Source organism: Chryseobacterium sp. PCH239 (assembly GCF_018924625.1).
Classification (GTDB): Bacteria; Bacteroidota; Bacteroidia; order Flavobacteriales; family Weeksellaceae; genus Chryseobacterium; species Chryseobacterium cucumeris.
Window position 1 is genome coordinate 866612 of the sequence record NZ_CP073027.1, and the last position, 25184, is coordinate 891795.

Genomic DNA, 25184 nt, shown 5'->3' on the forward strand with positions numbered 1-25184 from the left:
TCTGTTTTTTACAGCCTCCTATTCAATCTGCTTTTTCACCTCATTTACCCATTGTTCAATTTCTGACTTTTGGGTATCAGTCAGCTTTGCATTCTGATGAACAACAGTATAGGATGTAAGGGGCATTTCGCCCTCTCTGATGGTTTCTGCAACCTCATCAAGTTTCTTTAACTTTTTCTCTTTTGAATAACTGTTAAATTCATCAAAATTGAGATGCCGTTTTCCTGAGTTCACATGATCTGCCAGCCACCATTTTACAGGCTGTATGTTATTGTACCATGGATAAGCCGTGGTGTTGGAATGGCAGTCATAACAGCTTGTTTTTAATAATCCCAGTACATGAACCGGAACCTGATAATGTTTTTCAATGGCATTATCCGAAGGAACTGTTGCAATATTTTTATCAGTATCAAAAAACTGAATCACAATCAGAAACAAGGCTATAAAACCTGCTCCTGTTTTTATTAAAGATGATGTTTTCATAATTTGTATTTATTGATAAGTTCTTTTATTTTACTATAATTTTATTCATCTGCAGTGTTCTTAAGTTTCATAAGAAGTGTATATGCATTTTTGATGACTATTTTTTTATTCTTAAAATCGTCAGTATTCATAATCTGTACGAATCCGTTTTCTGTTTCACCTAATGTTACAGGAGTCAATCGGTAGGTCTGTTTTTTTTCTTCAACGAAGACAAAGTCTTTTCCTTCAAAATTGACAATACTCTGCTCGGGAACAGCATTGGAAAAAGAAGTACTGGTCTCGATCTCGGCATTCATATACATTCCCGGTACAAGACTCTGGTCATATTTTTCAAAATGACAGTGTACTTCAGCCCATCCGCCCGGGTTTACATCTTTGCTGATCAGCAGAATTTCACCATAGTATTTTTTATCAGGTTCGGCATTGGTATAGGCAGCAAACCTCTGCCCTTTCTTCAGATTTGCCAGATCTTTTTCATATACTTTGAGATTTAGATGAATATCATCCGGATTAATAAGTTCAAAAAGGACATCGGAGGGATTCACATATTTACCAATATTCACGTTGACCTTGCTTACAAAGCCATTGATACTGCTGTAAACCGGTACACTTTTTTGAATACTTCCCGAATTGAGAGATTCAGGATTGATATTGATAAGGCGGAGCTGCTGAGCCAGGGAGTTCATCAGGATTTTCTGACTGTTCATTTCAGACTGAGCCTGCTGCATTACCTTATCGCTGGTGGCCTGACTTTGGTTAAGGGTTTTCTGGCGGTTATAATCCAATTGGGCAAAATGATTTTTAGATTTTGCCATTAAATAATCCTGCTGAAGCTGAATAAACTGTGGATTTTCTATCACTGCAATCACCTGCCCTTTTGATACCGGCTTTCCCGGAAGCAGGCTGCTCGATTTCAGGTATCCGCCTAAAGGAATACTGACAGAAACCAGATTTTGCGGTGGTACATCTATCATTCCGTTAAGTTTTAAAACAGAGGAAATCTTCTGTAAAGAAAGTACCGTTGTTACGACAGGTGCATTTTTCAGTTGAGCATCCGTAAGCGTTACAACATTTTCATCTTTAGAAGATACTGCGGCTGGTGCCGGCTTGGCTTTTCCATGGTCTCGACACTCATAAAACATGAGCAATCCTATTATTGACAGGGAATATGATATAATTTTAAATGTACGTTTCATTGTTATGGATTTAAAGTGAGATATTCCAGCTCTATAGCACTCTGATTCAGTTTCCAGACTGCATCGGTATAGCTGTTTTTTAAAGTAACCGCCTGATTGATCAGGATGACAAATTCCAGATAATTGATTTCGCCGGCAAGAAACTGTTTTTTAGCTGTTTCAGTGATGATATCGGCATTTTTCAGTTCCGAGTTTTCGTATTGCGAAACAATATCAAGGTTAGCCTGATAAATTCCGGATGCCTTTCTGTATTGATTCTGCAGGTTGAATTCCATGTTGGCAATATCACTGTCCACAACAGATTCAGCAATTTTTGCGGCCTGAATTCTGGCTTTCTGTCCGCCTGAAAAAACAGGAACCGAAACCCCAAGCTGTACAGAATGAAACTGTGGTGCACCGTTGTAGACTTTTTCATCAGCACCCGTCCCTCTAAAGCTGTTGAGGTTGTAGGCCAGCTGAAGTCCGGGAAGCATTTTTGCTTTTTCAAGGGCAATCTGCTGTTCAGAAATATTTTTCTGTTGCTGTAATACTTTAATAGCCGGATGCAAGCTAAGCTCCTCTTTAAGACCTCCATGGTAAATTTTCTGATCTTCAGGAAGAAAATCTGTTTCTGTATTTAAAAGCCACTGAAGCTGATATCCCAGCATAGTAAGCTCCTGGCGCAATTGCTTCAGCTGAATTTCAATAGAAGATTTCTGATTGGAAGCCGTAGTTTTTTCCAGAATATTGCTTTCTCCTGCTTTCAGACGGATATTTGCCTTATCGAGAAAATCAGTGTACAGCTTTAATGTTTCCTGAAGCAGCTTTTCTTTTTGTTTCGCATACAGGATATTATAAAAAGTAAGACTCACCGCTTTCTTCAGTTCATATTCCTTAAGAGAAACATTCAGCAGAGACTTTTTCCATTCTTCCGTGTATACATTCTTCTGCTTTTTATACACAGTCGGAAATGCGATATTCTGTGAAATTCCGAATTTCATATCCGTCAGTGCACTGTTGATCTGACCATAATCTACTGTTACTCCCGTTTGAGGAATATCAGATGATGACCTGATAAGGGCTTTTGTATATTCTGATTTTAATTTTTCATTTTTAAGATTTCTGTTATTTTTCAAAGCAATATCAACAGCATCCTGCAATGTAACGGAAGTCTGGGAGTTTACCTGCCCCGCAAAACCGAAACATATAATAAAGACCAGAACGGAAATCTTTTTTTTATTTTTTATTTTTTTCATTTTTAAATCCTTTTTCAATAGTTACATACAATAATGGTAAGACGAACAGAGTAAGAAAAGTTGCGACCATCAGTCCTCCAATGACCACTGTGGCCAAAGGTCTTTGTACTTCTGCTCCTGCTCCGTTGCTGACAGCCATCGGAATAAACCCCAAGGAAGCAACAAATGCTGTCATCAGCACCGGACGAAGCCTCGACTCTCCACCATCTGTAATGATTCTTACAATATTTTTAATTCCTCTCTTTTGAAGACGGTTAAACTCTGAGATCAGCACAATTCCATTGAGTACTGCCACTCCGAATAGAGCAATAAATCCCACACCCGCACTAATGCTGAAAGGCATTCCTCTAAGTGCCATCAGAAATACACCACCAATAATAGAAAGTGGAATCGCGGTGTAAATTAACAAGCTTTCTTTAACGGAATTAAAGGCAAGGAAAAGCATTACGAAAATAAGAGCCAGAGCAATGGGAACTGCTATCATGAGACGCTGTTTGGCATTATTGAGGTTTTCAAACGAACCTCCATACGTCATATAATATCCTGTAGGAAGTTTCATTTTCTGATCTACCTTCTGCTGAAGTTCTTCTACAATACTCTGAACATCCCTGCCTTTGATATTAAAACCTACTACAATTCTTCGTTGGGCATTTTCCCTCTGAATCTGGTTGGGACCATTCTTCACTTCCACTTTAGCAAGCTGGGACAGCGGAATCTGATTTCCAAATGGTGTAGGAACCAAAAGATTTTTAATATCGGTAACATTTTTCCGGTCTTTGTTATCCAGACGTACGACCATATCAAAGCGTTTTTCACCTTCAAAAACCAATCCGGTACTTTGCCCCGCAAATGCGGTATTAACCACCCGGTTGATATCTGAAACAGATAAATGGTACTGAGCGATCAGAGGACGGTTGTATTCAATGATTACCTGCGGCATTCCCGAAACAGGTTCTATATAGAGATTCTGGGTTCCTTCCACTGTTTCTATAATTTTCCCGAGCTTCTGTGCATTTTGGGAAAGCACATCAAGGTCTTCCCCAAAAATTTTGATCACGACGTCCTGTCTTGCCCCGGTCATCAGTTCATTAAAACGCATCTGAACAGGATATTGGAAGCTGGCAGTAATTCCCGGTACATCCTGCAGTTGTTTCCCCATTTTATCAGCCAGCTCCGGAAAAGTGGACGCTGAAGTCCATTCTTTTTTATCTTTTAGAATAACCATCATATCAGAAGCATCCATCGGCATCGGGTCTGTAGGAACTTCCCCGCTTCCAATTTTTGTGACCACTTTTTCCACTTCGGGAAATCTGGATTTGAGAATGTGTGCTGCTTTCTGGGTACTTTCGATAGTTGTCGTCAGATTACTTCCAGGCAAAACCCTGGTATCTACGGCAAAATCACCTTCTTCAAGGGAAGGAATAAATTCACCACCCATTTTGGACAAAATGAAAACAGCAGTTATAAATAAGACTGCCACTATCCCAAAAACTATTTTGGGCGCTCTGAGAAGTTTGAGCAAAACTGCCAGATATACCTTCTCTACCTTTTTCATCATTCTGTCTGATAATGTAGGCTTACCGCTTCTTTTTCTAAGCAATAACGCGCTCATCATTGGAATATAGGTCAATGAAAGCAAAAATGCTCCCAGCAGTGCAAAAGCTACGGTCTGGGCCATAGGCTTAAACATTTTGCCTTCAATTCCCTGCAGGGTAAGGATCGGGAGATAGACAATCAGAATGATAATCTGTCCGAAAACAGCGCTGTTCATCATTTTTCCTGCAGATTCTATAACGACGGTATCCATTTCTGATTTTCCGACAGAGAAAATCTTTTTAAACTTTGAATTATGACTGAACTGATGTAAAACAGATTCCACAATAATCACTGCTCCATCAATAATCAGCCCGAAATCCAAAGCCCCAAGACTCATCAGATTTCCGCTGACTCCAAAGAGGTTCATCATACATATTGCAAAAAGCATCGCCAAAGGAATAACAGAGGCAACCAGCAAACCTGCTCTTATATTCCCAAGAAATAAAACGAGTACGAAGACTACAATCAATGCTCCTTCCGTAAGGTTTTTTTCTACTGTTCCAATGGCATTGTTCACCATTTTGGTTCTGTCCAGAAATGGCTCTATCACCACTCCCTTCGGAAGCGATTTCTGAACCTGGGCAATTTTTTCCTTTACATTTTTTATGACCTGATTACTGTTCTCGCCTTTGAGCATCATTACTACAGCTCCAGAGACTTCTCCCTCATCATTAAAGGTCATGGCCCCATAACGGGTTGCAAACCCCTGCTTTACCTCAGCAATATCCCGTATAAACAACGGAACATCATTTGTTTTTGTCGCAATAGAAATATTGTTGATTTCTTCAATACTTCCTACTAACCCTTCACTCCTGATATATAGAACAGTAGGCCCTTTCTCAATATAGGCACCTCCTGTATTCTGATTGTTGGCCTGCAATGCATCAAATACGTCATTGATTGTTATTCCATAGGCATTAAGCCTGTCTGGATTTACAGCAATTTCATATTGTTTCAGCTTGCCTCCGAAGCTGCTCACCTCTGCCACTCCTTTTACTCCCAAAAGCTGTCTTCTTACAATCCAGTCCTGAATGGTGCGGAGTTCTGTGATATTGTATTTTTTTTCATATCCTTTTTCAGGCCTCACTACATACTGGAAAATTTCGCCAAGTCCTGTCGAAATAGGTCCAAGCTGCGGATTTCCTATTCCCTGTGGAATAACGGACTGTATCTGTTGGAGCCTTTCGGCGACCTGCTGCCTTGCCCAATAGATGTCTACATCATCTTCAAAGACAATGGTAACCAGAGAAAGTCCAAACCTGGAGAAACTCCTGATCTCCTTTAATCCTGAAATATTATTGTTGGCCTGTTCTATAGGAAAGGTAATAAGCCGTTCTATATCTGTTGCACCAAAAGAGGGTGCCATCGTAATGACCTGTACCTGATTATTGGTGATATCCGGAACAGCATCTATTGGCAATTTGGTAACCTGATAGGTGCCTACACCAATAAGTCCCAATACCAACAATGCAATAATGAGTTTATTCTTTACAGAAAACTCAATGATTTTTGTAAGCATAAAAATGATTGATTATCTTAATTATTGTAATGAAATTCTGGTATCCTGAAACGTAGCCCCAAGCATCTACATATCATGCAAACACCTATAAGGAAAGAGAATACCTTCCCAATCAAAAAATGACTGAGAAAAACAGATTAAGATTGACGAAATCTTGGCGGCTGCCAGATAGAATTAAGAATTTCCTTATTGTAAAGCGCACTTTTGTAAAAGGTCTTCTTGATTTCAATAGGAGTAAACACCTTCTCTACACAATGAAAATCTAAGGAAGGATTAATAGTGAAAACCACAGACAACAGGTTTGCATGTGATACAAAAGGTAATCTCTGGTCCTGATCATGGTCACTGTCTTTCACAGGGTGGTCGTAATGGGTTTTCAGAAATGCAGCAAGTGACATTTCAGGATTGAGATTTTTATGCGTTATATAATGCTCTATAAGGAGCGGTATTTTCAAAAACTGATACAATTCAGTTGTAGAAACTAAAAACAATGATAGCAACAATATGGAAATCAACTTTCTCACGCTATCAAAATTATCAAATTTTTAGTTAAGAATAATTTTAAATAAGCTAATCATTACATATTTATATTTAGTTTTACTAAAAACTACTCCATAATATTTTTGTTGATAGCGTATTCGTCATAGACAATATTAATGAGTTCATCAGAGTTAATATTTCGCGAAAAAATAGGATAATGGAAAGCATCAAGCTTGTTAAGAATACGAATGAGATCCATCTTTTCTTTATAGGTAAGATTTCCGGCAACAATATTCGTTGCCTGACGAATTTTTTCCATTTGTCTTTCGAGAACAATCAATCCTTTTTCTGAAATACGGATGAGCTTGCTTCGTTTGTCCATATCAGACTCTGTCTGCTCCACAAGTTTCTGACGAAGAAGCCTTGCAATAACAAGCATGCCAACTGGCTTATCATGTATATTTTTTTTGATAAGTGCCATTTTGGTCATTTCGCCAAAAGCTTTTAAGTTGATAAGGTAAATAAAGTCTTCCTGAGTAGAAAATTCAGAATTAATAATAGCTGACTTTGAATAGGTTTTAGCGTATCGGTTTATATGGACCAGTAAGGTACTAATTGCACTTTCAGCACTCCTGCCATTCTCCTTTCCTTCCCAATACGGCTCATCAACAAGGTTCTCTCCACCGGAAATCCATGATTTAAAGCCTTCAATAGTAGGTGGATAAGAATGTGAAGATGTTTTATTCTCTGACTCAAATTGCTCAAGAAGAGTCATAAATTCTTTGATAAGGGTAAAATTCATTTCAATTAAATACTATGCAAATATACCTGCTTTTAATTTAATATCAATTCTTTGCTCACTGCATATTGTGTCTATTCAAGGAATAATAAAAAGAGGAACCAATTACTATTTTTGAAACATTTATGTAAATCTCTCAACAAGCAAAAAAGAATATAAATAAACCAAATTAAAAATTAAGAAAGCTGTCCGAAACTGATAAAGTTTCGGACAGCTTGTCGTATGAGGTCTTTGAATTAATTTGTTCTTTTTCTCCATTCAGCCTTCACATCTTCAGCAGCATCTTTTGTACTTTCCCAAGCTTCATCGGCTTTATCTTTAATATCTTCCCATGCCTCGGACACATTTGATTTTACCTTATCTAACCAGTCTTCCTGCGTCGCTTCCTGATCATTATCTCTTTTTTCATTGATATAATCTTTTGCTTTATCCGCTAATTCACTGATCTTCCATTTTGCATTATCAGCCGCATTTTTTAAAGAGTTTTCTGTTTCATTAACTGCATTTTCCGCTTTGTTATAATCTGAATTATTCATAATATAATATTTTAGTAATTGGTATATAAATAAACAATTTCCATGCCTAAAACGTCCGTTAATATGTTAAAAATATCTTAAAATATTAAATCATCATTTTAAAAACCACACTTCATTTAATTATGCGTCTCATAACCAATGACATAATCTTTAATGCATCCTACAATATTCTCTGCAGCAGTATATCACTTTATGTCCTTATGCTACTATGACGCTGATCATTCTTTTGCCAATTTATCCGGTATCACCGGTTAGCAGAATTTTTCCCATGACATTTGAATTTAAATGTATCCTAAAACATTATCCCCAAAAGGCATTAAATCTTCTCTAAAAGATGGCCAAAGTATTTTTTCTTTTTCACAAGATAACTTTCATTCACTTCATTGGAATCAATTTCCAAAGGAATTCTGTTGTTGAGAATAATCCCACTGTTCTCTATTGATCTGATCTTATCCGGATTGTTGGTCAACAGATTAATATTCCCGACCTCTAAAATATTCAACATTTCAACGGCTATGTCAAAGTTTCTTCCGTCTGCCGGGAGCCCTAGTTTCAAATTGGCTTCAACAGTATCCAATCCTTTCTCCTGAAGTTCATATGCCCTGAGTTTATTAATGATTCCGATATTTCTTCCTTCCTGACGAAGGTAAATGATCACTCCTCCATTTTCCGACATATATTTCATAGCAGCATCAAGTTGTTGTCCACATTCACATTTTTTGGAATGAAAAACTTCTCCTGTAATACATTCTGAATGAAAACGAACATTGACAGTTGTATTAAAATCTGTATTGTCTGCTACCCAAACCAGATGTGGACTCCAGTCTTCTTCATTCTCCGAAAATGCATACACCATGAACATCCCATATTCTGTAGGTATTTTTGATCGAGCTTGTATTTTGAGCATTTTTTCTGATTTTAAGTTAATATAATCTATTTTTCAAACGGACTTTTTCTGTCTTGTTTTACCCATATCAATTTTGAAGTATCATAACCGATCTCCTGAGCTTTACTGAGAAAATTTTGTTTTATGTTTTCGGGAACGGTCTTTTCACGGGATAGAATCCACAAATAATCTAAGTTTTTTCCAGCAATCAAGGCGTATTTGTAATCTTCCAGGGCTACGACGTTATATCCGCTGTAAAAAGGGCCGAAAAAGCTCACTTTCAGAGCTGCAGTGTTCTTGTCTCCTCTAAATTTAGCTGTTCCATTAACAGACACCCATTTATTCTTTTTAAAATTATACCCGCTGTTGACTACTTTTACATTTCCTTCCTCATTAAGACTGTACTGAGCGATTGCATTATCAAGATCTTTTTCAAAGCGATAATCGAATCGGGCTATCTCATACCATGTTCCTAAATATCTATTGACATCAAATCGATCAATAGGCTGCGCTTTTTCGGGCATAGAAGAACAAGAAAACAAAATGATTAACAACGTGAAACTTGATAATAATGTAAGAATGAATTTATTTTTCATTTTTAGTTACTTTTTTAAAGAAATAAATATTAAGTAAAAACTGACTGTAACCATAAACGGCATCTTCTACAGGGATAGTTCCCATTCTAATCCCTAAAAAGTCATCGGGATTATAATTAACAACCGGCGAAGGAATAAAAGAACCTGTCAGGATTCCATTCACTGCAAAAAAACCGGGCATCAATATCAGATATACGAGACTAACCTTTCCTATCCATTCTTTTTGAACAATAAAATGAAGATAAAATAGGGTAAGCAGTGTTACAATTACGGTAAGAAGCGTGTATATTCTCTCATAATAAAGAAAACCAACCACACCAAGAATAATAAATGACGTGAATACGATGAGATTATTAAAAGCACCAGCCCAATCAAGACGATAGAATTTCTCAATGCAGTAATAAGTGAAAACGCATGCAAAAGGAATACAGTAAAAAAACAGCCATTCTTCAACAGGAAGTCCTGCTATTTTAAATCCTAAGGTATAATTGAGATCAAACCACCATACTCCATTTGCGGTAAACCATATATCCCAGACAATAAAAGGAACTCCCACAATGGTCGATGACAGAAGAAACTTTCCAAAAAATCTGCTAAACTGTATTCTTCTGTCAAAAGATGCAATAAAGCAAATAATGATCGTGAAAAAATTAATCAGTATGTAAGTATAAGGCATCATTTTTTATTGAAATACATTTTAAAATATTTAACAGGAACCCACAAAAAGCCAAAACATTCTCCTTTTTCTTTACCCAAATGTTTGTGATGTTGCTTATGGGCCCGTCTTATGGCAAGGAAGTAAGGGTTTTTTGCTTTTGTAAAAATTTTTGCTCTCTGGTGAATAAAAATATCATGCACAAAGAAATAGGCCATTCCGTAGAGGCTTATTCCCAGACCGATAAAAAACCAATAACTGAAATTCTGCTGTACTCCCAGATATAATAAAGCAATAGCCGGGCTTGCAAAAATGAAAAAGAACCAATCATTCCTTTCAAGCTTGCCATCATGAATATGATCATGATGATCCCGGTGCAGGAACCACAAAAAGCCATGCATAATATACCGATGGATCAGCCATGTAGCTCCTTCCATTGAAATAAATACTCCCAAAACGATCAGAATATTCATTTTAATTATGTTTATCGTTAAAAAGATCATCCAGAACTCTGTATCTGAAATCGAAAATACTTCTGAGTTTTTCTTTTACAAATAACTGATGGGCTATTTTACCTAAAATTCCCATCGGCAGTTCATAATCTACTGTGTCTTTCATGAGTACTCCATTCTCATTAGGGATAAATTCATGAAAATGATTCCAGTACTTGTATGGACCTTCTTTCTGAAAGTCTGTAAAACTTTCATGATCTTTTACCTGGCTTATAACGGTTTTCCATTTCATCGGAATTCCCAGCACTGGAGAAACTGTGTAATCTATTTCCATTCCTTTAAAAATAGGCTTATCCTTAACATCGGAAAGAACAACAAAGCCCATGCTCTCAGGGGTTATTTCTGATAAATTATGAGGCGATGAAAAAAAACTCCATGCCGTTTCAATGCTGCAACTCAGCTGTTGCTCTCTGTATAATCTGTACATCATTTATTTTTTATCAATTGTTAAACACTTCAACAATCATTTTAATCCTGTATTCTACGGTCAGAAATAAGCAGATTTGTAACGGATATAACTTTTGAACGCAACCAGCAACTTTTGTGAATTGGCAATTCTGATTCTTTGCTGCAACATATTCTGGGAGCTTGTTCTTTTTATTTTCTCAAACAGGGAAAGATAGTATCTGTAGGCAAGGTATACTCCGAAAATGGATGATCCTGGCAGTTTCTTAATTCCCTGCAATGCTTCTTTGAATTCTTGTTCAATTTCATTTTCAATCTGCGTTTTTACTATATTATCAAAGACTGACATATTCAGAGATGGGAAATAAGTTCTTCCTAAAAGCTGATAATCATCTTTAAGATCCCGCAAAAAATTTACTTTCTGAAAAGCAGATCCTAATTTCATTGCAAAGGGTTTAAGCTTATCATATTGCTGCTTATCACCTTCTGTAAATATCTGCAGACACATTAATCCTACAACTTCTGCAGATCCGTATATATACTCTTTGTACAGGTCAGAATTATAATCAATTTTATGAAGATCCATTTCCATACTATGTAAAAACTGATTGATCAGCTTTATATCAATATCATACTTCCGAACCGTTTCCTGAAATGAATGCAAAATAGGATTGAGTGATATTCTATCTTCAAGCGCTTCATAGGTTTCCGCTTTTAATCTCTTCAGAAGCTTTTCTTTATCATAGCCATGAAAACTATCTACAATTTCATCTGCAAGGCGCACGTAACCATAAATAGCATAAATAGCAGGCCTGATAGCAGGCTTGAGGGCAAGTATTCCCAACGAAAAACTGGTACTGTATTTTTGTGTAGTGTACTTACTTACTTCGTAAGACAATTCATCAAACAGCTTTTTCATATTATTTTATTTTTAGTTTACTAACTTCAGCCGCCACAATTTTCCCTGAAATTACCGAGGGAGGAACTCCGGGACCAGGAACCGTCAACTGTCCTGTATAGAACAGATTCCCGATCTTTCTGTTCCTTATCTTGGGTTTTAAAACTGCCGTCTGTGATAAAGTATTAGATAACCCGTAGGCATTACCCTCATAAGCATTATAATCAGAGATAAAATCGCTTACACAATAGCTTCTTTTATATTCAATTCTGGAAATAAGATCGGTTTCACCGGTATGTTTTTCAATTCTTTCAAGCATTTCCATCAAATATTTTTCCCTAACAGGTTCCTCATCATGTATTCCAGGGGCAAGGGGTAGCAGTAAAAAAAGATTCTCACAACCTTCAGGAGCTACATCCGGATCTGTCTTGGAAGGGCAACATGTATAAAAGAGAGGCTTTTTGGGCCATTTTTTATTTTTATAAATACAATCTATATGATTATCAAGTTCATTTTCAAAAAACAAAGTATGATGTTTTAAATGGGGTATTCTTCCTCTTATTCCCAAATAATAAATAAGACAAGAGGGGGCGAAGGTTCTCGTCTTCCAATATTCATCTTTATAGTTTCTGAGCGATTTGGGAAGCAGTCTTTCTGTATGATGATAATCTGATGAAGCAATGACCGCATCAAATTCATATGTTTTACCATCCACTAGTATGGAAGATACCTTTCCTTTTTCCGTATTTATTTTTTGTACTTCATGATTAAAATGAAACGTTACACCCTGTTTTTCTCCTACCTCTTTCATAGCAAGAACAAGTTGATAAAAGCCTCCCATAGGATATTTTGTGCCCAAAACATAGCCTCCGTAATTCATAAGGCTGTACAGGGCAGGAATCTGCTGGGGAGAAGCTCCGAGGAATATAACCGGAAACTCCATCAGAGATTTTAATTTTTCATCAGAAAAGTATCCTGATACATACTTTCGGAAATTACTGAGAAGATCAAGCTTGAGAGCACTGTTTGCTATTTTTAAAGAAGCAAATTCACGCCAGCTGTAGCAGGGCTTGGTAACAAATTCCTTCATTCCGATTTCATACTTAAATCTAGCAGACTCCATAAATCTGTCATACTGATTACCTGCTCCACTTTCTGTTGCTTCAAAAAGTTCTCTTATAGCATCATTATCTCCAGGAACAGAAACTTTTTCTCCTGAGAAAACCATTTCAAACTGTGGGTCTAAGGAAACAAGTGTAAAAAAATCAGACACTTTGCAATCAAAATCATTGAAAAATCTCTCAATAATATCAGGCATCCAGTACCAGCTAGGGCCCATATCAAAAACATAGCCTTTATCTGTTTTAAACTGCCTTGCACGGCCACCAGGTTGGTTATGCTTTTCAAATACATGCACTTCATTGCCGGATTTTGCGGCATAAGCAGCTGCTGAGAGTCCTGAAAATCCAGAACCTATCACTGCAATTCTCTTTCTTAAGTTTCCAGTATTCATTGGTATTTATCTAATAGTTTTAACAGATAATCTTATATCGTATCAATTAAGTTCCTTATTCACCATATCCAGCAAACTGGCATTTGTCAAATTCATTTTGTAAAAAGAATCATGGAATTTGTCCAATTTAGAAAGTATGGTAATGAGTAACATTTGTTCAGAACGGGTCAAATTCCCCACCACTATCTTTGAAACTTTACGAATCTCCTGCATATGCTCCTCAAGCACCGAAATTCCTTTTTCTGTTATCTGAATATATTTTTTTCTTTTATCTTCCTGAGATTTTGTCTGTTCAACCCAACCATTATGAATCAAACGGTTAATAATTAGTATCCCTGATGATTTTTCACTTACATTATGGCCGATAAGTTCCATTTTAGACATTGCTCCCCTTGTCCTTAAACTGATCAGATAAATAAAATCATCCTGGCTTGAAAAAACAGAATTCCCAATTGAACGGGAATACATTTTCGCAAACCGTCCTATTCTTATAAGTAAAGTATTAATAATACTCTCGGAACTTCTTCCTAACTCCTTCCCTACCCACCAAGGATTTTCTGATTCAGAAGGATTTTTATGGCAATCATTAATCCAATGTATAAACCCTTGAAGATCATTATTATATAACGCCTTATTTTCATTTTGCTGAATGAATTGATGAACAAGTTCCAAAACTGATTTTAAAAGATCAAAATTCATATCAATCAAATTAGTATACAAATATACTAAAATATGTATATAAATATACTTTAAATTGTTTTATTTAAAAATTATTAATTAAAGAAATACAAAGATTGGGTTTTAAACAAAAGGAAATAAAACAATAAAACACTAATAAACAATATTTTACATATCATCAATTAGATTAAAAAAATGAAATCATAAGAAAGAAATTAAAAACATATAGTATATTTATAAACTTAATATTTATAAATATCAAACGCTTTAATAAGATTACCCTGTTGACTTGGTCGCTATTTTACAATATAAATCCCGGGCTTTTTTAATTATTAATGTATGTATTGCAATATATTATGTATAATGGAATTGAAAAAACATATTGATTATTAGTCATTTTAATAGTATCTTGTAGAAAACAAATCTTTATTACGATATGTCTGCCAAACGTTACGTTCAAACCCACACCAGGAGGATAAGAAAATTCTTTGGGTTATTAGGTCCGGGATTAACGACTGGTGCTGCCGATGATGATCCGTCTGGAATTGCAACATATTCTCAGACAGGAGCTCAATTTGGTTATGGACAGCACTTTATATGCTTCCCTTTATGATTGCGGTACAGGAAGCTTGTGCAAGAATAGGAATGGTTACCGGTAAGGGGCTTACGGGAGTAATCAAAATGCATTACAGTAAGAGAATATTGTACAGTTCAGTAGGGCTTGTGGTGATTGCCAATACGATTAATATCGGGGCGGATATTGGAGCAATGGCCGCTGCCGCACAATTAATTATCCCTGTTGATATTATCATACTGATGCTTGTTTTTACTATCAGTATATTGGTCTTGGAGATATTCACCAGCTACCAGGTGTATTCAAAATTTCTAAAGTGGCTGGCATTGTCTCTTCTTGCCTACCCTCTTACTGTATTCATCATTGATCAACCCTGGAAAGAAATACTAAAAGCCTCTGTTATTCCTCATTTTGAATTTTCATTTAATTTTCTTTTCATAATAACCGGAGTGTTTGGAACAACTATTACCCCTTATATGTTCTTTTGGCAGGCTTCACAGGAAGTGGAAGAAGAAAATAAAAAGGGGTTAATACAAGATGGGAAACCCCAAATCGGATGGCGTCATATTCATGCGATGAGAAAAGATAATAATATAGGCATGATCATTTCCGAATTTACCACATGGTGTATTATTTTGGTCGGAGGAACCGTTTTGCACAGCGCTAATATAACAGATATTAATACCGCAGCTGATGCGGCAAAAGCTTTGGAACCTTTAGTGCAGTCATTCCAAATTCTGGATTGATATCCAAAATTATATTTGCCATCGGCATCATCGGCCTGGGTTTGCTTGCTGTCCCCGTTCTCTCAGGATCAGTATCTTATGCCGTTTCAGAAGCTCTTAACTGGAAAGCCAGTTTAGATATGAAATTTACAAAAGCAAAAGGATTTTATATGGTTATTATTATTTCTACCCTTATTGGCCTTTGTATGAATTTTATTGGTATAAACCCAGTAAAAGCTCTTGTTTATACCGCAGTTCTCAATGGCATAGCAGCTGTACCTCTTTTGTTTCTGATTATCCGGATATCAGCAAGTGAAAGTATTATGGGAGAATTTAAAAGCAGATGGCTTTCAAAAAGTTTATTATGGGCGACATTTTTCTTTATGGCCACCGCTTCTGTGGCAATGTTGTTTACTATTTCAATAATAATTCCCTATTCCACTTGTGTTAAAATAATTTCTTCATCTTTTTTAAGAATTTTAACCGGAACCTGAAGATCTGTTTGAATTTTCACCCTAAGTGCCTCCAATGCAGAAGATTCTCCGTGAACAAGCATAATCTGCTTGGGAGGAATTTCATATTTTTTAACCCACTCTATTAATTCAGACTGGTCTGCATGAGCAGATAGTCCCGTGATTTCTGCAATATGGGCTCTGACCTCATAGAATTTCCCGTGCATTTTCAGCTCGTGAGACCGGTTGAGCAGTGCTCTACCCCTTGTACCTTCAGCCTGAAATCCAACAATGAGGACCGTATTTCTACTGTCCCCAATATAGTGTTTCAGATATTCCAGCACTCTTCCGCCAGTAATCATACCACTTCCCGCAATGATAATTTTTGATTTTTTTTCTGCGATGATTTCCTGAGTTTCAGTATAATCTTTTGTGATATAAATCTTTTCAATAATATCATTCCATTTCTGGGTATCAACCAAAGTGTATCCAGAGTACCTGACCATGATTTCGGTGGCTGAAGCTGCCATAGGGCTATCCAGAACCACTGGAATACTGACTGGGATTTTATTTTTGTTTTTAAGTTCCTGAAGGATATACATGATTTCCTGTGCCCGTCCAACCGCAAAGCAGGGAATAATTATATTTCCCCGGTCTTTTAGGGTTTTATTAATCCAATACTCCAACTGATCAGACAAGTCTTTATTTTCGTGAAGTCTGTCCCCATAAGTTGATTCCATAACCAAAAAATCAGCTTGGAAAAAAAAATCGGGAGGAGCTAAAACTGCACTGTGATTTCTTCCAATATCTCCAGAAAAAACTATTATTTTCCCAAAGCAGGTAATTTTTACAGAGCACGCTCCTATAATATGTCCACAGGGTTTAAACATACAGCTTATATGATCGCTTAGTCTAATTTCCTCATTTTCATCAATCACATAAAACTGTTTAAAAGATCTTTCTGCATCATTTATCGTATACAAAGGTTTTGCCGGATTATGTCTTGTATAATGATGACGGTTGGCTTTTTCAGCATCTTCCTCCTGAAGTTTGGCACTATCAAGTAATATTAGCTTTGTAAGTTCCTTAGTAGGGCCACTCATGTAAATTTTACCTTTAAATCCATTCTTTACGATAAGCGGAATATATCCGCAATGATCAAGGTGAGCATGGGTAAGAATAATGGCATCTATTTCCGAAACATCGGTATTCAGTGGCATCCAGTTTTGCTCTCTAAGGTATTTTACTCCCTGAAACAAGCCACAATCAATTAAGATTGTAAGTTCAGGAGTTTTTAATAAATGCTTCGATCCGGTAACAGTTTCTGCACCGCCGAGTGATGTTAGAGTTATAGCGTTCATGGTAATACAATTTTATTGAACTTTTACTTTTTTATTCATTTGCTTTACAGTATTTGCTTTGCCCATTTTGATGTACAGACGGCCATTTCTATAGTGGGCTTTAATATTACTGACATCAATACCTTCCGGAAGTCTGAAACTCCTTGCAAGAGAAGAGATTAAAAATTCTTTCCTAACATAATTTTTCTTAATTTCCTCTTTTTTACCTGATGTATAAGCCTGAATATTCAAAATGCCGTTTTCCACCCTTACCTTAAAATCGGCTTTCTTAAAACCGGGAGCATTGACCAATATCTTATAATTCCCGTTTTTATCAATAATATTGAATGAATGTTCTATTTTAACAGGCTGGTTAAGAATCTCATTTGTACTCCAGAACTCTTCTGTTAATAGTTTTGCTGCAGATTGTTTTTGGGCTAAAGTTTTCATAATAATCGTATTTGATTAGAGATCAAAGGTACCATAAGACATATTCAGAAACAGTGACAGTCATTGCATTTAATTGTGACCGTCATCATCCTTCTGCCACCTATTAATAATATCGATAACTTCATAGGCATCGGACGGATCTGCATTTCTGACAGACGCCCATCGTAATCTATCATTTCTTATTTCGGGTACATCATCTTTAAATGGATCTTTAAACCATGCTATAATATATCTGACTCCTAAAGAAATAAGAATTTTAAGAATAACGGATGAAACAGAACAGTCGTTACCGTTAATGATAACAACATCTTTTGCCTCGGCAAAATATACTGTTGCCTCATCCAACGGAACGCTGATGATGGTAATTTTATGCCTTTTATGATTGGCTAAAGCAAGAAATTGTTTGTCAATCTGACTTGTATTGTACGCGATCACTTTCATAGCTTTTTTTCATTCATCAAATGTATTGAAGAATAAAAAAGCCAACCGTGTTCAAAATCATTATTAAAAATGATCTGTATTTCAATTTTTCATTTTCTGTAATCGTGTAATGTCCAAAATTGTAATTCTACCTGCATTTCTGTCAATAAGACCTTCTTCTTTAAAATCTCCAAGTATCCTGCTCACTGTTTCGATAGCCATACCGGCCATAGAAGCAAGATTCTCTCTGGAAATTTCAAAATTTCCTGTCTCTGAATGGGCCTGGTATAATTTGCTGAGGATTTCCGCCATTCTTTTTCTTACTGAAAAATAAGCAAGGTGTAAAAGCTGCTGTTCATGGTTAACAACACTTTGCGCCAGAATTTTAATAAACTTTTCTGCCACATCAGGATATTTACATACCAACTGATCCAGCTCCTCTCTGGGAATAGAGCGCAAGGCAGCATCTTCAAGTACTTCGGCCGTTTCTTTATACTCTCTTCCTGTAAACAATGAGGTAATTCCAAAATATTCGTCAGGGTAATATACACAGGTCATCAGCTCTTTTCCATCTTCTGTCATTTTTGTAGTTTTCACCGACCCGGAAAGTATAAGGTATACTGTATTTGCTGTATCACCTTCCGCGTATATAATCTGTTTCTTTTTAAGGATTTTGATTTTTCGATCATCAAAAGATTTTTTCAGCTCATCCAGACCATTTACAGGTTGAAACAGATGATCCATCTGTTCAGAGTTACTGCTATAAAACTTTTTCTGATGTTCTTTTTTCTTAAGTCTGCCCTCAATTGCATTTAAAAGTTCAATATCATCAAAAGGTTTTGTCAGATAATCATCTGCTCCCATTTCAATTCCTCTGCGTATTTCTGCCCTATCCGCTTTAGCAGTAATAAAGATAAAGGGAATCAGTGAAGTTTCTTCTCTCTTGCTTAAGAGATACAGTACCCCATACCCATCGAGTTCCGGCATCATAATATCACACAATATGATGTCAGGTATATATTTGATGGCCAGCTCTACTCCCTGTTTACCATTTTTTGCCTGCAAAACTTCATATCCAGCCAGCATCAGAATTTCGGAAGTGCTTTCCCGGATGTCATCATTATCTTCAATGATCAATATCTTTATTTTTCCATGAAATAGTAAAACTGTTATTTTCTATTAAAAGACAACGTAAACTGAGTTCCATTACCAGGCCCGCTGTTAAAATCAATTTTTCCATTCATCAGATTAACATACCGTAGAACAATATTTAATCCCAGGCCGGTTCCCGGAATATTACCAATATTATGAGCTCTGAAAAAAGGCTGAAAAAGCCCTGCCTGGTCATCTTCAGGTATTCCAATTCCGTTATCTTTTACCGTCATCTGATAATATTCTTTATTTATTTCTGTACAAAACTCAATAAGCGTATCTTCTCCGGAGTATTTGATCGCATTGCTGATGAGGTTCATAAGACAGTTCCTTAATAAATTCTGATCCAGATTTACAATATTTTCTACTCCGGTATGTTGATAAATTACAATTTGATTGTCTTTGGTTATCAACTGCATTTCTTCTACAAGTTCTTCCGAGAATTTTATTATATCAAACTCGTGATAATCCGGGGTTACAATACCAGCTTCCAACTTCTCCAGAGAAAGAAAATCGTTAAGAATTCCATTGAGACCAGTGATTGCATTTTTTATTTTATGAAGGTGTTTTAGGATCTGAGAATGATCAGCAAGCTGAAGATACTTTTCAATGAGAACTACAGAAAGTTGCATCGAGCTTAAAGGGGTACGAAATTCATGCGAAGCCATAGATACAAAACGACTTTTCATGCGGTTAAGCTCTTTTTCTTTCTCAAGAGAAAGATTCGCTTCTTCTTTTGCCTTTTCCAAGGCACTTAACATTTGTTGAAGAGATTTTGTTCTCTTCTCAACCAGCTCTTCCAGCTCAGTTGTATATTTTTTAAGAAATTCCTCAGCTTCTTTCTCCTTAGAGAGATCGTGTATAAACCCAGTATAAATAACCCTGTTTTGAAGCTGGACTTCGCTTACAGCAAGTCTGAACGGAAATTGGGAGCCATCCTTTCTAAGACCTTTTACCTCTCTGCCTTTACCAATTATTTTTTTTTCTCCTGTCTGCTGATAACGCAACAGATACCCGTCATGTCTGCTGTGATGGGGTTCCGGCATTAATACAGAAATATTTTTACCGATTAATTCTTCTTCTGTATACCCAAATATCTTTAATGCAGAGGGATTTAAATTTTCAATCCTCCCCTGACTGTCAATAGTAATAATTCCGTCTATTGCTGTTTCTATAATTGCTTGCAAGAGCCTGGCGCTTTCCATAAAAAAATAAATACTTACCCTAATTAAAGATAAGTATTTTAAATCAATTTCCTGTAAAACACTTTAATATGTCAACAAAATACATATTTCTTAATTATTATTTTCGTCCATATTTTTAGAATCTAAAAATAGATATGACCTCCTTCCGGAATAATCAATAAAGGAATCTGTAAATCCTGAGCTTGTCTGGCTGCATGGCTACCGGCAATAAGCCTTCTTATAAAACCTTTTTGTTGATGTCCCATAACCAGCATATCTATATTTTTATCTTTTAAAATATTCAATCCTGTATCAATACTGTCGCTTTCAATATAGTTATAACAGATTTTTCCCTCAAGATCTTTAAAAAAAGTATCTTTCTTCTGCTGATAGGAGATATTTTCTATGAGATCAACAGCGGTGTCTGTAATATGGGTAATAAGAAGCTCAGCATTGAAATAGTCCGCAAATTTGATGAGTGCATGTGATATTTTTATATCCTGTACATTCAGATCTGTTGCAAATGCAATTTTTTTCAGATCTTTATACTGATATCCTGATGGGATGAGAAGTAGCGGATATTCCGTATGTTCAATCATTTTGATACTGTTACTTCCCAGAAGGAATCGTGCAAGATTACTCGCTCCCTTCATTCCCATTACCACCAGTAATGTTCTGTTTCTCGCCGCTGTGTCGTTAATCAGTCGGATCGGATCTCCTGTTTCACATGCATAATAGATAGAAGGATGAAAGGGAAAAGCATCCTCACCCCAGATTTTTTTTTCTTCGGATTCAATGTTTTTAACTTCTTTCTTTAGTTCGTCCTCATATTCTTTTTTTAATACAGGATATTCATACAAGGCCCATGCGGTCTGTCCGAACATTGGTTCCTCAATAGGAATATTGAAGGCGTGACATAGTTCTAGATTACTTTTTAATGCATGTGCCAGATGAAGAGCATATTCTGCGGCAGTTCTGGCGGGCTCCGAAAAATCAGTGGGTACTACAATTGTTCTCATTATTTCAGTTATTTAAATTGAAGTTTACTTTCCAAAATAGGATCAAGATTATAAATGTCATTATAAAACACAAGCTGTCCATTTTTTATACGGCAGGTAAGGTATGTGATCATGATTGGAACGGGCTGCCTTAAAACGAAATCTTTTCTTTCATAACGATCCATCAAAGATTTCATAAGCGGAATTTCATTTGCAGCACCATCATATTTCAGCAGCTCACCAGCCAGCTCGCCAGCCTTTTCTACACGGATGCAACCATGGCTTAAAGCCCGTTGGCTTTTGCCAAATAATTGTTTCTGAGAGGTATCGTGAAGATACACTCCATAGGAATTTGAAAATCTGAAAACGACTGCTCCAAGTGCATTATCACAGCCTGAAGACTGCCTTATACTGTATTGATATGGATTTTTATAAACTTGTTTCAAATTCGATGATGTAACGGGTATTGCTTTTCCTGATCTGTTATACAGTGAATAATGATGTTCTTCCAGATACTGACTGTTCTTTACTATTTTAGGAAGCATCTCTTTTATGAATATATTTTGAGGAACTTTCCAATCAGGGCCTGTTGTAAAATAATTAACTGTACTTTTTAAAACAGGACTAGGAGTAGAAGGCTTTCCTACAATCACATTATACGTGAGTATCTTATCTTTTTGAACAAAATCCAGAGAATAAGAAGGAATATTTACCAACAGATAGACATCTCTACCAACATCCATCCAGCGTAAACGCTCCATATTAATGGCTATCTTTTTAATTTCTGATTCCTGGTTGGAGACACTATTACCTTTAAAGATCATATTCAGGTAATTCTGAAGATCAATATATTCCTTAATTTTAGGTTCAACATCAAGAACTGCTTTTGACAAATCACCTTTCTTAACTGCCTGATACAATATCTCTCCAGCTTGAAAGCCCTCTATATCATCATTACTATCAATAAAAGACGAACTAAAAAAAGGATTGTATTTTCCAAAATGCAGATCGTTGATAAAGGTAATTAGTGCATCTGTCATTAAAATATCCGTTACTGCATTGTCCTTAGTATTTGTCTGTTCAGGTTGATTTCTTAAAGTATTCAATCTTTCATTAGTAAGATTCTCCTGATGGTAATCTTTTGCCGACAATCCCTTCTTACCTGCATCCTTAAGTAAAAGAATCGCGTCCTGAAGCAGGTCTTGTTTTATAGTTGAATGAGTCCACACATATTCAAACTGGTGCTGTTTATAAAACTGATTAACAGATTTTGGAAAGTTCAATTCTGAAAGTTCAGTTTTATTACTCAATACAAGTTCTATTTGATTTACAGAGCTGACATCTTGTCCAGAGAAAAATGTAATACCGAAAATGACCGCTATCCAATTCAATAAATTTTTCATAATCCCGAATTTAATCATGTAAAATTCCAAATTCAAAACATTATGAATAATGACCCTTATCACATAAAAAAATGATATTGCCCTTTACTGCATCTTTCTTTTATAAATGTGATCATAAGTTGTCTTTGAAAGATCAGCTTAAAAACCGAAACATTAGTTTCACTATGATGAACATCATTTTTCAGAATGACTGCCATCATTCCTTTTACAGTAAGTCTTTCTGAACTTTGAGGCATAAATTAACTACAAATGAAAACAAATGAACAATTACAACAGGATGTTCAGGAAGCCATCAAATGGGAACCTATGCTGCATCCGGCAGAAATCGGAGTTACTGCATCAGATGGTGTTGTCTCATTAACAGGTACTGTTGATAGTATCGTGAAAAAAAAACAGGCTGAGAATGCAGCCAGAAATGTAAGCGGAGTAAAAGTACTGGTCGAAAACATCCAGGTAAAACTTCCGGATTCAAAAGTAAAAACTGATATCGAAATTGGCGCTGAAATCATCAGTGCTTTTACTTCCAATGTTATTATTCCCCAGGATAAGATAAAGGTTAAGGTAGAAAACGGATGGGTAGATCTGGATGGTGAGCTTCCCTGGGATTATCAGAGAGAGATTACTGAAAATGCAATACAATTCCTCCCTGGAATAAAAGGTATCTTTAATAATATCACCATCAATCCTGATACTAAAGATGCCGTCAGCAAGAAAAAAGTAGAGGAAGCATTGAAAAGAAGTGCTGTTGATGAAAGAGAAATAACGGTCTCTGTATCTGGTACAACAGTAACCCTGACAGGAACTGTCCATTCATGGCAGCAAAAGGAAGAAGCAGGCCGGATTGCCTGGAAAACGCCTGGTATTAAACATTTAAAAAACAAACTGGAAGTCGATTATGAATACAATGTATAAGTAAACGATTCCGGTTATCAGAAATTAAACATAATATTGTGAAATCTTTTCTTACAAAAAGCTTTGCTCTTGCAGGCAATATTGCCTCCTTTTCTGCTCGGTTTTTCAGAGAGATGTTGAAACCCGGTTTTGAATATAAAGAGTTTACCAGACAATGTTTTGTTGTGGGATATCAGTCATTGCCTCTGGTAACCGTAACCGCTTTTATCATGGGGCTGGTACTTACCATTCAATCCCGTCCGGCGATGTCAAAATTTGGGGCTGAATCCTGGATACCTGGGATGGTTTCACTTTCATTAATAAGAGAAATTGCCCCGGTTATTACTGCTTTAATCTGTGCAGGAAGAGTATCCTCCGGAATAGGTGCCGAGCTTGGCTCAATGAAGGTTACCGAACAGATTGATGCTATGGAGGTTTCTGCCATTAATCCTTACCGCTATCTTGTGGTAACAAGAACTCTCGCCACAACATTAATGATACCCATCTTAGTTGTTTTTGCAGATTTGGTAGGAATCATAGGAGGTTTTATAGGGATCAATATTCACGGAGATAATAGTATCAGCCATTATTTTTCCCATGTTTTTGACTCTCTGGAATATGCCGATCTTCTTCCCGCAAGCCTAAAAACATTTTTTTTCGGTTTTTTTATCGGAATTATCGGCTGTTATCATGGGTTTACTGCTGAAGGAGGAACAAAAAGTGTAGGAAAAGCGGCCAACACAGCCGTAGTTTCAGCTTCCCTGATGATCTTTATTATTGATCTGATAGCAGTACAGATTGCGGATTTATTTTTTGAACTGTAATGGAAACATATGAAAAAATGAATGCTGAATTTACCATGCCTGTAGCTAACGGACCTCTTATCGAGTTTAAAAATGTATATAAATCCTATGGTAATAATAAGGTTTTGGACGGGATAAGTTTTCAGGTAAAAAAAGGAGAAAATCTGGTGATACTAGGTAGATCAGGTTCAGGAAAGTCCGTTACGGTAAAATGCCTTGTAGGCCTTACCAAAATAGATGAAGGAGACATCTATATTGACGGAAAAGCCATAACCAATCTTAATGAAGAAGAGCTTAACAAGGTGAGGAAAAAAATTGGTTTTCTGTTTCAAAACGGAGCTTTATATGATTCTATGACAGTGAGACAAAATTTAGCATTCACTTTACAGCATCATAATAAAAAACTAAGTGAAGAAGAGATAAATAAGGCTATTACTGAAGCATTATACAATGTTGGGCTTGAAGAAGCGATTGATAAAATGCCTTCAGAGCTTTCAGGAGGGATGCGAAAAAGAATAGGCCTTGCAAGAGCTCTGATTATAAAGCCTGAAATTATGATCTATGACGAACCTACCGGAGGATTGGATACAATTACTGCCAAAGAAATTATAGAGCTTATCTGCAGTATTAAGCAAAAGTTTAATACAACCTCTATTATCATCACCCATGATCTCCTATGTGCAAAGTATACCAGTGACCGGATTATTGTACTGAAAGATGGGAAAGTCAATATTGAAGGAACCTATCAATTGATTGAGCACAGTAAAGACGCTTGGGTAAAGTCATTTTTTGAAAAATAAAGAGA

Annotated in this window: 26 protein-coding genes and 1 pseudogene; 6 read left to right on the top strand and 21 right to left on the bottom strand. The window is 36.3% G+C overall.

Going from position 1 to position 25184, the window contains the following annotated elements; genetic code table 11:
• Window positions 1–18: 18 nt before the first annotated feature.
• The 14 genes and pseudogenes from KBP46_RS04080 to KBP46_RS04150 all read right to left on the bottom strand — a co-directional run bounded on the left by KBP46_RS04080 (window position 19) and on the right by KBP46_RS04150 (window position 14008).
• On the bottom strand, window positions 19–483 hold the full coding sequence (locus tag KBP46_RS04080) for a heme-binding domain-containing protein (protein WP_062669915.1): 465 nt from the start codon (window positions 481–483) through the stop codon (window positions 19–21).
• 41 nt (window positions 484–524) lie between these two features.
• Window positions 525–1679 carry an efflux RND transporter periplasmic adaptor subunit gene (locus KBP46_RS04085; RefSeq protein ID WP_216444705.1) on the bottom strand — a complete coding sequence of 385 codons (1155 nt, stop codon included), beginning with the start codon at window positions 1677–1679 and terminating at the stop codon, window positions 525–527.
• A gap of 2 nt (window positions 1680–1681) precedes the next feature.
• A pseudogene (locus KBP46_RS04095) lies at window positions 1682–6029 on the bottom strand (CusA/CzcA family heavy metal efflux RND transporter).
• 137 nt (window positions 6030–6166) lie between these two features.
• On the bottom strand, window positions 6167–6427 hold the full coding sequence (locus tag KBP46_RS04100; RefSeq protein WP_238590563.1) for a hypothetical protein: 261 nt from the start codon (window positions 6425–6427) through the stop codon (window positions 6167–6169).
• A 209-nt stretch (window positions 6428–6636) separates the two neighbouring features.
• Entirely contained in the window at window positions 6637–7311 is a 675-nt protein-coding gene (locus KBP46_RS04105) for a MarR family winged helix-turn-helix transcriptional regulator (RefSeq protein WP_123278314.1), read from the bottom strand.
• A gap of 233 nt (window positions 7312–7544) precedes the next feature.
• Window positions 7545–7844 carry a hypothetical protein gene (locus tag KBP46_RS04110; protein ID WP_062669922.1) on the bottom strand — a complete coding sequence of 100 codons (300 nt, stop codon included), beginning with the start codon at window positions 7842–7844 and terminating at the stop codon, window positions 7545–7547.
• 316 nt (window positions 7845–8160) lie between these two features.
• Window positions 8161–8751: a GTP cyclohydrolase II gene (gene ribA, locus KBP46_RS04115; RefSeq protein ID WP_062669924.1), complete on the bottom strand. Its 591-nt coding sequence runs from the start codon at window positions 8749–8751 to the stop codon at window positions 8161–8163.
• Window positions 8752–8777: 26 nt separating this feature from the next.
• The gene (locus KBP46_RS04120) at window positions 8778–9326 is read right to left on the bottom strand and encodes a lipocalin family protein (RefSeq protein ID WP_062669926.1); all 549 of its coding nucleotides are present in this window, start codon (window positions 9324–9326) and stop codon (window positions 8778–8780) included.
• A complete protein-coding gene (locus KBP46_RS04125; protein ID WP_123278316.1) occupies window positions 9316–10005 on the bottom strand; it encodes a lycopene cyclase domain-containing protein in 690 nt (229 codons plus the stop codon). The genes KBP46_RS04120 and KBP46_RS04125 overlap by 11 nt, the downstream gene beginning before the upstream one ends.
• The gene (locus tag KBP46_RS04130) at window positions 10002–10454 is read right to left on the bottom strand and encodes a sterol desaturase family protein (protein WP_216444708.1); all 453 of its coding nucleotides are present in this window, start codon (window positions 10452–10454) and stop codon (window positions 10002–10004) included. Before KBP46_RS04130 ends, KBP46_RS04125 begins: the two co-directional genes overlap by 4 nt.
• Before the next feature lies 1 nt (window position 10455).
• Window positions 10456–10923, bottom strand: coding sequence for an SRPBCC family protein (locus KBP46_RS04135; protein ID WP_120230990.1), 468 nt, complete (start codon window positions 10921–10923; stop codon window positions 10456–10458).
• 57 nt (window positions 10924–10980) lie between these two features.
• A complete protein-coding gene (locus KBP46_RS04140) occupies window positions 10981–11817 on the bottom strand; it encodes a phytoene/squalene synthase family protein (protein WP_216444709.1) in 837 nt (278 codons plus the stop codon).
• Between the two features lies 1 nt (window position 11818).
• Window positions 11819–13309, bottom strand: coding sequence for an NAD(P)/FAD-dependent oxidoreductase (locus tag KBP46_RS04145; protein WP_062669936.1), 1491 nt, complete (start codon window positions 13307–13309; stop codon window positions 11819–11821).
• Between the two features lie 42 nt (window positions 13310–13351).
• Complete coding sequence (locus tag KBP46_RS04150; protein ID WP_216444710.1) at window positions 13352–14008, bottom strand: MarR family winged helix-turn-helix transcriptional regulator; 657 nt, start codon at window positions 14006–14008, stop codon at window positions 13352–13354.
• Between the two features lie 415 nt (window positions 14009–14423).
• On the opposite strand from KBP46_RS04150, the gene KBP46_RS23480 reads away from it, so the two are divergent.
• Genes KBP46_RS23480 through KBP46_RS23490 form a run of 3 tightly spaced genes read left to right on the top strand, consistent with a single transcriptional unit; the run spans window position 14424 to window position 15780 of the window.
• Window positions 14424–14600 carry a hypothetical protein gene (locus KBP46_RS23480; protein ID WP_253297192.1) on the top strand — a complete coding sequence of 59 codons (177 nt, stop codon included), beginning with the start codon at window positions 14424–14426 and terminating at the stop codon, window positions 14598–14600.
• Window positions 14585–15307: an NRAMP family divalent metal transporter gene (locus tag KBP46_RS23485; RefSeq protein WP_253297193.1), complete on the top strand. Its 723-nt coding sequence runs from the start codon at window positions 14585–14587 to the stop codon at window positions 15305–15307. Before KBP46_RS23480 ends, KBP46_RS23485 begins: the two co-directional genes overlap by 16 nt.
• Window positions 15304–15780 carry a divalent metal cation transporter gene (locus KBP46_RS23490; protein ID WP_253297194.1) on the top strand — a complete coding sequence of 159 codons (477 nt, stop codon included), beginning with the start codon at window positions 15304–15306 and terminating at the stop codon, window positions 15778–15780. The genes KBP46_RS23485 and KBP46_RS23490 overlap by 4 nt, the downstream gene beginning before the upstream one ends.
• On the opposite strand, the gene KBP46_RS04160 is transcribed toward KBP46_RS23490, so the two are convergent.
• From KBP46_RS04160 to KBP46_RS04190, 7 genes are all read right to left on the bottom strand, one after another.
• On the bottom strand, window positions 15720–17099 hold the full coding sequence (locus tag KBP46_RS04160; protein ID WP_123278322.1) for an MBL fold metallo-hydrolase RNA specificity domain-containing protein: 1380 nt from the start codon (window positions 17097–17099) through the stop codon (window positions 15720–15722). The genes KBP46_RS23490 and KBP46_RS04160 overlap by 61 nt on opposite strands.
• Window positions 17100–17111: 12 nt before the next feature.
• The gene (locus KBP46_RS04165; RefSeq protein WP_216444711.1) at window positions 17112–17528 is read right to left on the bottom strand and encodes an Hsp20/alpha crystallin family protein; all 417 of its coding nucleotides are present in this window, start codon (window positions 17526–17528) and stop codon (window positions 17112–17114) included.
• A gap of 69 nt (window positions 17529–17597) precedes the next feature.
• A complete protein-coding gene (locus KBP46_RS04170) occupies window positions 17598–17969 on the bottom strand; it encodes a hypothetical protein (protein WP_216444712.1) in 372 nt (123 codons plus the stop codon).
• 81 nt (window positions 17970–18050) lie between these two features.
• Window positions 18051–19085: a response regulator gene (locus KBP46_RS04175; protein WP_253297195.1), complete on the bottom strand. Its 1035-nt coding sequence runs from the start codon at window positions 19083–19085 to the stop codon at window positions 18051–18053.
• A 32-nt stretch (window positions 19086–19117) separates the two neighbouring features.
• Complete coding sequence (locus KBP46_RS04180) at window positions 19118–20287, bottom strand: PAS domain-containing sensor histidine kinase (RefSeq protein WP_253297196.1); 1170 nt, start codon at window positions 20285–20287, stop codon at window positions 19118–19120.
• A 140-nt stretch (window positions 20288–20427) separates the two neighbouring features.
• Window positions 20428–21303 carry a universal stress protein gene (locus KBP46_RS04185; protein WP_216444714.1) on the bottom strand — a complete coding sequence of 292 codons (876 nt, stop codon included), beginning with the start codon at window positions 21301–21303 and terminating at the stop codon, window positions 20428–20430.
• 8 nt (window positions 21304–21311) lie between these two features.
• Complete coding sequence (locus KBP46_RS04190) at window positions 21312–22685, bottom strand: L,D-transpeptidase family protein (protein ID WP_253297197.1); 1374 nt, start codon at window positions 22683–22685, stop codon at window positions 21312–21314.
• Window positions 22686–22934: 249 nt separating this feature from the next.
• Between KBP46_RS04190 and KBP46_RS04195 the strand changes: the two genes are divergently transcribed.
• From KBP46_RS04195 to KBP46_RS04205, 3 genes are read left to right on the top strand one after another with little or no spacing between them, the layout of a single operon-like run.
• Window positions 22935–23597, top strand: coding sequence for a BON domain-containing protein (locus KBP46_RS04195; RefSeq protein WP_216444716.1), 663 nt, complete (start codon window positions 22935–22937; stop codon window positions 23595–23597).
• A gap of 38 nt (window positions 23598–23635) precedes the next feature.
• Complete coding sequence (locus tag KBP46_RS04200; protein ID WP_216444717.1) at window positions 23636–24400, top strand: ABC transporter permease; 765 nt, start codon at window positions 23636–23638, stop codon at window positions 24398–24400.
• Window positions 24400–25179, top strand: coding sequence for an ABC transporter ATP-binding protein (locus KBP46_RS04205; RefSeq protein WP_216444718.1), 780 nt, complete (start codon window positions 24400–24402; stop codon window positions 25177–25179). The genes KBP46_RS04200 and KBP46_RS04205 overlap by 1 nt, the downstream gene beginning before the upstream one ends.
• Window positions 25180–25184: the final 5 nt, after the last annotated feature.